Below are 5,291 nucleotides of genomic sequence, written 5' to 3'. Positions count from 1 at the left end.
TCGGAAAAGGCGAAGCTCAGGGTATCGCCGTCGATGGACGGTGTCCCGAAGTAATCCAGGTCCTCGTCCGCAAACTGGAAATAAACCGATTGGCCTTCCAGCAGGGCGGCCTGCGCGGCAGTCCCGCCGAAAAAGAAAAGAATCCCTGTGATCACACCGATAAATGTCTTCATGAGCAATCTACTCCCTAATCAGTCGGTTAAAAAGGCGAATCAGACGGCTTGCCGAAGCAAGCCGCGGATTGTTACAAGCACGTTTCATTCCACATACCGGATCAGCCAGAAATCGCATGCGCAAACGGATTATGGCGCGCCTTTTGCGGGAAATGCCTGGACCATAGGGCAAATGCCTCACCTGTTCGGCGTATTGTCACAAGAATTTAACATTCGTCGACTAGGGTTAAATATTTTTCGAATAATGCCAAGAATGAACGCTTTCACCGTAGCCGTTTCGTCAGCGCTCTCGCTGCTGACTTTCGCCGGTTCGGCCGACGCCGCCCCAACCGTCAAATCGGTCGAATTCATCGGGATGCCTGCTCCCGTCACCGCCGACGAGAAAACGGACATTTACAGCAAAGCCCGGATGAAAGTGATTTACCGGAACGGCAAGAGCCGGACTTACGATCTGAGTTATCACGAACTGATGGGCACCGCCGATTCGATCGCCGGGCATACCGTGGGCGGCTTGTACGACTACCATGATCACCCGCTGGCCGACACCTACGGACAAATCGCCTCGGATTCGCCGGACGGCAACTCCCTGATGGCGATACCGGGCATGAAGGCCCACGATCCTCTTCGAAACGAAGCCCTGGCCCTGGTCACCCAGTACGAATACAAGGAACTGCCGCCCGCCGGGCAATCGGGACGCTTCTGGAGCAAGCTGCCGGCGACCGCGAGCTTTGCCAAGCTCGATCAAAACAAATCCACCGGCGCCCTGACGGTTGCGGATTACCACAACATCAGCTTCGGCAGCGTGAACGGTCTTTGGATAGCCTGCGCCGCCTCGCTTTCGCCCTGGAACACGCATCTCGGCAGCGAAGAATACGAACCGGACGCCAAGGTTCGCGGCGGCGGCGCCAAGACCGAGGACAGCGACGACACCACGGACATCGACTCGTTCAGCCGGTATTACTTCGGCGATGCCGCACACGCCAATGCCTATCACTATGGTTTGGTGCCGGAGGTAAAGATCGACGCCAACGGAACCGCATCGGCCGTCAAGCACTACGTCCTGGGCCGGTTTTCGCGGGAATTGGCCGAAATAATGCCCGACCGGCGCACGGCTTACATGGGCGACGACGGCGTCAATACCGGGCTGTTCATGTTCATCGCCGACCACCCCGAGGATCTGTCGTCAGGCACGCTTTACGCCGCCAAATGGAAACAAACCACGGCGTCGAAAGGAGGAGCGGCGAAGCTGACCTGGATCAAGCTGGGCTCGGCCGCGGATGCCGAAATCAGGGCCCTGGTCGATAACGGCATCAAGTTCGCCGACATATTCGACGCCAGCAATACCGACCCCCATGAGCATGGCTACAAGAAAGTCACCACCTACACCGGCACCGAATGGCTGCGGCTCAAGCCCCATATGGAAAAAGCCGCGGCTTTTCTGGAAACCCGCCGTTACGCGGCCTATCTCGGAGCCACGACCGAATTCTCCAAAATGGAAGGCGTCGCCCACGATCCGAGCGGACGCAAGGCGTATGTCGCCATCTCGCGTATCGAAAAAGGCATGGCCGACGGCACCGGCGATATTCGCCTGCCTCAAAACGACGGCGGGGCGGTTTACGAGCTCAAGCTGACCGACGGCCATGAAGCCGGAATCGATAGCCGCTTCGTGGCGTCCGCCATGAGATCCGTGCCGGAACTCCTGGGCGGGTGGCTGGGCAAGAATGACAACGGCGAAGACAGAAAGGATGCCGAAGGCAACCGCTGCGAGCAGGACAAGGTTTGCGGACCGGACAATCTCAAGTTTTCGCCCGCGAGCCGCACGCTTTTTATCGGCGAAGACACCAGCCGCCGCAACAATAACTACGTCTGGGCCTACAACGTCGACAATCGCCGCTTGGCGCGCATCCTTTCCACGCCGATGGGCGCGGAAGCGGCCGGTTTACAGATCGTGGAAAATGCCCACGGCTTTTCCTACATCATGAGCAATTTCCAGCACGCCGGCGAGGAAGTGAATAAAAACTACACAGGGCACGACAAGGATCTCGTGATCGCGAAGCTGAACGAGAAGTGGCACGCCCTGCATCGCGCGGTGATCGGTTACATCGGCACTCGCAAAGGCGCATTGCCCGCGTTGAAATAAGAGACGCAATCGGAGCGTTTTTCCGGTCGGTGCGGCAGTAGGTCGGCAATGCTTTGCCGACACACTGGGTCGACGAGGGCTTTGTCGGCAAAGGATTGCCGACCCACGCATTTCCCAATCCGCACCGCTAAACCGCGGGGAAAAACTCTAGGGCGGGCGCTTACGAGCATCGGAGCCTCAAACAGCGGAAGTTCGATGACTTCGCTGACCGGGATCGGCTCCGGTCATGAACGATTCGCACCCTTTGATCCAGGTCTTTTCACGCAATCGCTCCAAACGGCTCACCAGTTCGTGAACCAGACACGGATACGGGTGAACGTAATGCCGGGGCACCAGCCAGGTTTCCGGGAGTTCGCGCTCCGCAAGCCGGAAAAATTCGTCGCAGAACGCCAAACTGGCATCGGTAAGCCCGGTGAAATCCAATTCGATCCTGCGTTGAGGACAGCGGCGCAGCGCCGCGATGATGCGTTCGGCCTGGTATTCGGTTTCCAGCGCCTTGGTAAGAGGCTCGGCGAACCGGACCAACGGAATCGATAGCGGAGCGAGGGGTATGGCGGTCATTTCGTTCCCGGATCAGCTGCTCTTGACGATCTTGAAGACGATCCGGCGCCCCATGGGCCGCCGCCTTCGCCGTGCGGCCAAGGGATGGTCGGCGTAGGGTTCGTGGTTTTCGAGACCGGCAAGATGGCATTCGCCGCCGTGGTCGCGATAGTCGTGGCGGAAATGGTCGAGGAATTCCATCACCGTATGGTCGATGAGGTAAGCGTCCGCCAGATCGAAGATCACTGTCTGACCGGCGGGCAATTCCGCCGCCACGCGCTTGAGCGCCAGAAAATTGGAAAATATCGCCGACCCGCCGATTCGGACGTGATAGGTGCCGGGCGATGTTTGCTTCAACGCATAATCGAGCCTGGCCAGGTGCTTGAGTTCCACGCCGCGAAAGATGTGGATCATCAGCTTGGCGGCAATGCCGATTGCAACCCCCACCAATAGATCGGTCGTCAGAATGCCCACAATCGTGACGCAGAAGAGCGCCAACTGTTCCTTGCCGATGTCCATGGTCTTGGCGAACTGGCGGGGCGAAGCCAGGCGAAAGCCGGTGTACACCAGAAGCGCCGCCAAAGACGCCAGCGGAATCTCATGGATGACATGGGGAAAAAACACCACGAAGAGGCCCAGCAGGAGGCCGTGAAAAAAGTTGGCCCAGCCGGTCTTCGCCCCGTTGTTGATATTCGCCGACGAACGGACGATCTCGGCGATCATCGGGAGCCCGCCGATCAGTCCGGATAGCAGGTTCCCCACGCCTACCGCGGTCAAATCCCGGTTCAGGTCCGAACGGCGCTTGTAAGGATCGAGCTTGTCAACGGCCGTGGCGCTCAGGAGCGATTCGAGGCTTCCGATCAGGCCGATCGACATCACGGCTCCCCAGAACTCGACCGTCGCGATCTTCGAAAAGTCCGGAAAGTAAAAGCTCGCCAGAACGTCTTCCGGAATCGAGACCAGGAACCTCGGCCCTATCGTGTACTCGTGGTGCGGCAGGAACAGGAAGACATGTTCGTGCTCCAGGTCGAAATACCGGCCCAGGGCCATGCCGACGACGATGACGATCAGGGGGGCCGGGATCATCCTGAGATACGGATTTCTGACCCACGACCAGATCATCAAAATAACCAGCCCCAGCAATCCGATCAGGGCGATTTCAGGGTTGGCGGCCATCACGCTGCACGGAATCCCGGCGATCGCGGAGAGTATTTCGCCGTCTTCCGGTTTCACTCCGAGCATCACGTGGATTTGCTTGGCCATAATGATGATCCCGATGGCGGCCAGCATGCCGTGCACTACCGCGGCCGGGAAATAGGCGTTGAGCTTCCCGGCTTTCAAGAGGCCCATGAGAATTTGCAGAACGCTGGCCATCACAATGGCGGCGAGAGTGTAGCGGTAACCCGCCATGGCATCGCCTTGGCCCAAGGATTGGACCGCCGAGAGGATCACTACGATGAGTCCGGCGGCGGGACCGTTGACGGTGACGTGAGAGCCGTTGATCCTGGACACCACAACCCCGCCGATCACGGCACTGATGATCCCCGCCATGGGCGGAAATCCGGAGGCCATGGCGATGCCGAGGCACAGAGGCAAAGCGATGAGAAACACCAAAAAGCCGGATACGAGATCCGATCGCCAATGGTCTCTAAGCCCCGGCAGACCGGTTCGGGGCACCCGGCGCAAAGCTTGGATCGAAACCATAGTCGCACTCACAAAACTGCATTAACCGAGTCCGGTGAAGCGACTTCCATGCCAGATGCAGAAAAATTCTATCTTATTGATTTTTCATATAAATGACTTAGTTGGCGAGGTATTTGAGTGTGGACTGGTTCAAGACCACCCGCTTAGGCGGTGTATTTGAACCGCATCCGGGTCACCGAATGAACTTCTCCCAGTCGTTCGGGGCGAGAGTTTTCATCATGCTTGTGCGGACACGGCAACGGGCGGGATGAAAACCATTCCGCCCGCCCTCTTTTGCACAGGGGAATCGAGAGGGATTCAAGACGCTTGCCGAAAGCCGGCACTACGTCGGCTCCCTCACCGTACAATCGAACTTAGAGTGCTCCGGCAAACCGGCCAGCAGAAACCGGAAACGGAACGAAAACCAGTCAAAAATGCGATGTCCTGTACCGGCACTGGGACGCGTTAGCCTCGTGCCGGTGCTGAAAGCCGATAGCCGGATCAGCTCGATTCTTTCAACCCGTACTTCCGGATGCGATAGCGCAGCGTTTCGCGGGTCGTGCCGAGGGCGCGGGCGGCGGCGGTGACGTTGCCGTCGTGGCGCTCCAGGGTGGTTCGGATGATGTAGCAATCCATATCGTCCAACGCCATGCTCCCGTCGAGCGGAATGAACAATCCGTCCGCGCTCGCGGCATCGATGCCCGGCATTCCTTTTTCGCCGTGCCGGCGCAGCTGCAACCATTCGACCGGCAACA

General features: G+C 58.6%; 4 protein-coding genes. 1 reads left to right on the top strand and 3 read right to left on the bottom strand.

The genetic code is table 11. The annotated features are described in order from the left end of the window. The first annotated feature begins 426 nt into the window (after positions 1-426). A complete protein-coding gene (locus tag ABJK70_RS19540; protein ID WP_347258831.1) occupies positions 427-2,313 on the top strand; it encodes an alkaline phosphatase PhoX in 1,887 nt (628 codons plus the stop codon). 177 nt (positions 2,314-2,490) lie between these two features. Here ABJK70_RS19540 and ABJK70_RS19535 read toward each other — a convergent pair whose 3' ends face one another. The 3 genes from ABJK70_RS19535 to ABJK70_RS19525 form a co-directional block, all read right to left on the bottom strand. Next, positions 2,491-2,874, bottom strand: a complete 384-nt coding sequence (locus ABJK70_RS19535) for a hypothetical protein (protein WP_086133049.1) — start codon at positions 2,872-2,874, stop codon at positions 2,491-2,493. A gap of 12 nt (positions 2,875-2,886) precedes the next feature. Next, positions 2,887-4,557 carry a SulP family inorganic anion transporter gene (locus ABJK70_RS19530; RefSeq protein WP_347258830.1) on the bottom strand — a complete coding sequence of 557 codons (1,671 nt, stop codon included), beginning with the start codon at positions 4,555-4,557 and terminating at the stop codon, positions 2,887-2,889. A 480-nt stretch (positions 4,558-5,037) separates the two neighbouring features. Further along, positions 5,038-5,291, bottom strand: a 254-nt coding sequence (locus ABJK70_RS19525; RefSeq protein ID WP_347258829.1) for a helix-turn-helix domain-containing protein, incomplete at its 5' end; no start/stop codon positions are given.

The organism is Methylocaldum sp., from assembly GCF_039794385.1.
In the GTDB taxonomy this organism is placed as follows: domain Bacteria; phylum Pseudomonadota; class Gammaproteobacteria; order Methylococcales; family Methylococcaceae; genus Methylocaldum.
Note: the sequence above shows the minus strand (reverse complement) of the source record. Positions and strands in the feature narration are given on the sequence as shown.